Genomic DNA, 5,328 nt, shown 5'->3' on the forward strand with positions numbered 1-5,328 from the left:
GACACGGGCGTCGCGCACCATGCGCTCGATCGGCGTCTCGCGCATATAGCCAGCGCCACCGTGGAACTGCTGACAGTCATAGACCACGTCGTTGAGCAGCTCGCCGCACAGCGCCTTGACCATCGACACTTCCTTGACGCACTCGCGCCCCTTCGCATCGAGCCAGGCAGCGTGGTAAACCAACTGACGGGCCGCCTCGACCTGCGCTGCCCGCATGGCCAGGCGCTGGCGGATCGCCTGCTTGTCCCACAGCGTGGCGCCGAAGGCCTTGCGCTCGCGCACATAGGCCAGCGTCAGCTCGATCGCACGCGCGGCTTCGCCCATCATCTGCGCACCCAGCACCATGCGCTCGTTCTGGAAATTGCGCATGATCTGGTAGAAGCCCTTGTTCTCTTCGCCCAGCAGATTGGCGGCCGGGATGCGGCAATCTTCGAACACCAGTTCGGCGGTGTCGCTGCACAGCCAGCCGCTTTTCTTTAACGCGCGCCCGACTCGAAGGCCCGGCGTACCCTTCTCGACAATGAAGATCGAGATACCGCGCGAGCCCTTGGCCGTCGGGTCGGTCTTGGCGGCGACGAAGTACACGTCACCATGCACGCCGTTGGTGATGAACATCTTGCTGCCATTGATAACCCAGTGGTCTCCGTCGCGCACCGCGCGGGTGCGGATGCCAGCCACGTCAGAGCCTGCATCGGGCTCAGTGACCGCCACGGCACAGATCTTCTCGCCGCAGATGATGGCGGGCAGGTAGCGCGCGAGCTGCTCTGGCGTGCCAAAGTTGGCCAGGTGCGGCGAGGCCATGTCGGTGTGCACCATCACCGTCACGGCAAAGCCGCCGTACGTGGAACGGCCGAGTTCTTCGGCCAGGATCGCGCTGTACACCGTGTCAAGATTCGAGCCGCCGTATTGCTCGGCGTAACGCACGCCGAGGTAGCCGAGCTCACCCATTTTTCTCAGCACCGCACGCGGCACCATGCCTTCCTCTTCCCAGGGCGCTGCCTGTGGCACCACCTCCTGCTCGACAAAGCGGCGCAGGTTGTCCCGGAACTGCCGGTGTTGCTCGTCAAAATAAATCGGCTCGTTCATTGCCTTTCCTCAGATTCCATTGCTTCCATGATTACCAACACATCGCCACCGCGCACCGCGTCACCGACGCGGCAACGCAACTCGCTGACCCGGCCCGCCGCGGGCGCGCTGAGCGTGTGCACCATCTTCATTGCCTCCATCTGCACCAGCGTGTCGCCCGCGTTCACCGTCATGCCCACACTGATTTGCACCTGCGTCACTAGACCGGGCATGGGCGCGAGCAGGCGATTGCCGCCCCGCTCATCATCGGCGCACGCCGCGCCCTTGAGTGCGCGCTGCCAGCGGTCGAGCCGGCGCCAGGCCCACGTGCCGCCCGGCCCGGCCAGCCACACGCGTTTGCCCTGCGTAGCGTGCTGTTCCAGCGCCAACGTGAAGCGCACCGTCAGGCCGTCGTGCTGCAACGCCAGGGTGTCGCCGGTTAGCGTCGCTCCCAGGTTCAGCTCCAGATCGCCGACGCGCACGCGCCAGCCTTCGCCCAACGGCGACACGCTGGCTTCATGCACGCAGCGCTGCTCGTCTTCGAGCAGCACCTGCGTGCTGCCAGTGCCACTCCCGGCGCCGGACGCGCGCCAGGCCCCGAGCGACTGCCAGGCCGAGCGCCCGGCCGCCGCCTGCTGGGTCAGCACGCCGTGCACGGCGGCAGCGGCGATGGCCAGCCCATCGTCCGCGCGCGGCTGCCAGCCTGCGGGAAAGGCGCGTTCGATGTAGTGTGTGGTGAGTACTTGCGCGAAGTGGTCGTGGCGCAGCAGATCGGCCAGAAAACCGAGGTTGCTGTGCACGCCGAGCAGCACCGTGTTGTCCAATGCCGTGGCGAGCCGCCGTGCGGCGGTCGGCCGGTCGTCGGCATGGGCAATCACCTTGGCCAGCATGGAGTCGTAATAGGGCGTCACCTGACTGCCGCTGCGTACGCCGCTGTCGACCCGGACGCCCTCGCCGCGCGGCTCGCGGTAGTCGATCAGGGCGCCGATCTCGGGCGCAAAACCCGCCGCCGGATTCTCCGCGCAGACTCGCGCCTCGATCGCGCAGCCGCGCTGCGACAGGTCCGGCTGGGCGAAGCCGAGCGGCTCACCAGTGGCCACCCGCAGCTGCCATTCGACCAAATCAATACCGACCGTCAACTCGGTCACTGGGTGCTCGACCTGCAGCCGGGTGTTCATTTCCAGAAAGAAGGTGTCGCCGCTGCGGCTGTCGTGGATGAACTCGATGGTGCCGGTGCTGTCGTAGCCCATGGCGTGCCCGATCGTCAGTGCGTGCGAAAACAGGGCCTCGCGCACTGCGGGAGGCAGGTGCGGCGCGGGCGCTTCCTCAATCACTTTCTGGTGGTTGCGCTGGATCGAACATTCACGCTCGAACAGATGGACCAGATGCCCGTGCTTGTCGCCCAGCAACTGCACTTCGAGGTGGCGTGGCTCGTCGAGGTAGCGTTCCAGCAGCACGCGGTCGTCGCCGAACGAAGCCTTTGCTTCGCGTCGCACGGTATCCAGCGCGGCCGAGAAGTCAGCCGCGCTGCGCACCACCCGCATGCCCTTGCCGCCGCCGCCGGCCGAGGCCTTGATCAGCACCGGGTAGCCGATGCCCCCGGCCGCCGCCTGCAAGACCGCAGAGTCCTGGTCGTCGGCGTGGTAGCCCGGCACCACCGGCACGCCGGCTCCGAGCGCGATGCGCTTGGATTCGATCTTCGAGCCCATGCGCCGGATCGCTTCGCGCGAGGGACCCACAAAAATGAGCCCGACGGCTTCGCAGGCGTCAATCAGGGCCAGGCTTTCCGACAAAAAGCCGTAGCCCGGATGGATGGCCTGCGCACCGGCGGCACGCGCCGCGGCCACGATGGCAGCGGCATCAAGGTAGCTGCGCGCGGCCTCCGGCGCTCCGATGCGCACGGCCGTATCGCACAGGGCCACGTGCAGCGCCTCGCGGTCGGCTTCGGAATAGACCGCCACCGTGCGCAGGCCCATGCGGCGCGCGGTGCGGGCGATGCGGCAGGCGATCTCCCCGCGATTGGCAATCAGGAGGGTGTTAAACATCAGTCGCACGCCTTCATGCCAACACTCAGACCTGCCGCCACATCGGCAGCCGCTTGCCAAAAAAGGCAGCGATGCCGTCGCACCCTTCTTCGGTTTCCCAGGCGTCGGCCAGCTTGTCAGCGGTGTAGATCATGTTGGTGGGCAGATCGTGCGCCTGCACATAGGCCACAAGCTTCTTGGTGGCCGCCACCGCGCCGGGCGCGCACTGCAGCAGGTCGGCGAGTTCGCGTTCAATGGCCGCGTCGAGCTGATCGGCCGCCACCACTTCTGAGAGCAGGCCCAGGCGCTGCGCCTCTGCCGCGCTCATGCGGCGCGCCGTCAGGAAGGTGCGCCGGGCGTTGGCTTCACCCATGCGCGCCACGACGTAGGGCGCGATATTGGCCGGCAGCAGGCCCAGGCGCACCTCAGTCAGCGAGTAGATGCCGGTATCGACCGCGATCGTGATGTCGCAGACCGAGATCATGCCGACTCCGCCGCCATACGCGGGGCCATTGATGCGGCCAATGACGGGCATAGGCAGCTCGTTCAGGGCGCGCAGCATGAGCGCCAGATCGCCGCTTTCGCCCACGCGCTCGGTCCGGCTCTTTTTCATGTTGTCCTGCATCCAGCCCAGGTCACCACCCGCGCAAAAGGTCTTGCCGGTGCCGGTGAGCACCACCGCGCGCACGCCCGGCGCTGCGGCCAGCCAATCGACGGCACGGCGCAGCTCGCTGATCAGGGTGGCGTTGAGCGCGTTATGAGTGTCGGGGCGGTTGAGCGTGAGGCGGGCCACGCCGCGCGCGTCGACGACCAGTTGCAGGGTCTCGTAGGTGGGGGTGTTCATAGAGGTTCTCTTACATGCGGTAAACAGGGGTTGCCGTACTCGGCAACGCACGGCGCGCCGCCAGCGCCAGCGCCAGGCCCAGCACATCGCGCGAGGCCGAGGGTTCGATCAGACCGTCGTCCCACAGCCGGGAGGTGGCGTAATAGGGATCGCTCTGGCGCGCGTACTGCTCGCGTACCCTGCGTTCGATATCCAGCAGCCGCGCCTCATCAGCCGGGCCGCGCAAGTTAGAGCGCGCCAGCTCGACCATCACGTTGCTGGCAATGTCGGCGCTCATCGTGGCAACTCTGGCACTGGGCCAGGCGAACAGGAATTCGGGCTCAAAGCCGCGGCCGCACATGCCGTAGTTGCCGGCGCCATAAGAGCCGCCAACCACCAACGTGAGCTTGGGCACGCGCGCGCAGGCCATGGCATACACCATCTTGGCGCTGTGCTTGGCAATACCGCCACGCTCGGCCTCGGTGCCAACCATGAAGCCGGGGATGTTCTGCAAAAACAGCAGCGGTACTCCGCGCTGGTTGGCCAGTTCGATGAAATGCGCGCCCTTCAGGGCCGACTCGGCCAGCAGCGCGCCGTTGTTGGCGAGGATGGCGACCGGCTGGCCGTGGATCGCGCCAAAGCCGGTCACCAGCGTATCTCCCCACAACGGTTTGAACTCGTGGAAAGCGCTGCCGTCGAGCAGCCGCGCAATGATTTCGCGCGCGTCGTAGGGCTGTTTGGGGTCGACCGGTACGACGCCATCGAGCTCAATCGGGTCGTAACGTGGTGCGCTGGGCGGCAGCGGCGGCACCATGGGCGGCTCGGGCGGCAGGCTGGCGACGATCTGACGGAGCATGGCCAGCGCCTGATGCTCGTCCTCGGCCAGGTGGTCGCTGACACCGGAGACACGGCTGTGCATCTCCGCGCCGCCCAGGGTTTCGCCGTCGACCACTTCGTTGATCGCGATCTTGACGATGGACGGGCCACCCAGATGAATGCGTGCGTTACCGCGCACCATCACCACTTCGTCCGACAGCGCGGGAATGTAGGCGCCGCCCGCGGTGCAGCCGCCGAACACGGCCGAGAGCTGCGGCAGGCCGGCCTGCGACATGCGGCACTGGCGGTGGAAGCTGTTGCCGAAGTGGTCCTTGTCGGGAAACACGCGGTCCTGCTCCGGCAGAAAGGCGCCGCCGCAATCCACCAGGTACAAGCAGGGCAGGCGCAGGCGCTGGGCAATCTCCTGCGCCCGTATGTGTTTTTTGACGGTTTCATGGAAGAACGAGCCGCCCTTGACGGTGGCATCGTTGGCAATGAACATGCAGGGCCGCCCGGCCACCATCCCGACGCCGGAGACGATGCCCGCACCCGGCACCTCGTTGCCATACTGATCCCAGGCCGCCAGCGGCGAGAGTTCCA

Annotated in this window: 4 protein-coding genes; all 4 read right to left on the reverse strand. The window is 66.8% G+C overall.

What is annotated here, in order from left to right; genetic code table 11:
- Window positions 1-1,086 (reverse strand): acyl-CoA dehydrogenase family protein (locus ABYB95_RS16295; protein WP_372659609.1); only part of this gene is annotated, 1,086 nt, incomplete at its 3' end.
- Window positions 1,083-3,110, reverse strand: coding sequence for a biotin carboxylase N-terminal domain-containing protein (locus tag ABYB95_RS16300; protein ID WP_008905481.1), 2,028 nt, complete (start codon window positions 3,108-3,110; stop codon window positions 1,083-1,085). The genes ABYB95_RS16300 and ABYB95_RS16295, both read right to left, overlap by 4 nt.
- A gap of 25 nt (window positions 3,111-3,135) precedes the next feature.
- Entirely contained in the window at window positions 3,136-3,933 is a 798-nt protein-coding gene (locus ABYB95_RS16305) for a crotonase/enoyl-CoA hydratase family protein (RefSeq protein ID WP_008905480.1), read from the reverse strand.
- A gap of 10 nt (window positions 3,934-3,943) precedes the next feature.
- Window positions 3,944-5,328 (reverse strand): acyl-CoA carboxylase subunit beta (locus tag ABYB95_RS16310; protein ID WP_372659610.1); only part of this gene is annotated, 1,385 nt, incomplete at its 5' end.

This window comes from Hydrogenophaga sp. (genome assembly GCF_041633695.1).
GTDB lineage: Bacteria > Pseudomonadota > Gammaproteobacteria > Burkholderiales > Burkholderiaceae_C > Hydrogenophaga.

What these genes read in the sequence shown, in the direction of transcription:
- ABYB95_RS16300 (WP_008905481.1), bottom strand. Translation starts at nt 3,110, where the DNA reads ATGTTTAACACCCTCCTGATTGCCAATCGCGGGGAGATCGCCTGCCGC.
- ABYB95_RS16305 (WP_008905480.1), bottom strand. Translation starts at nt 3,933, where the DNA reads ATGAACACCCCCACCTACGAGACCCTGCAACTGGTCGTCGACGCGCGC.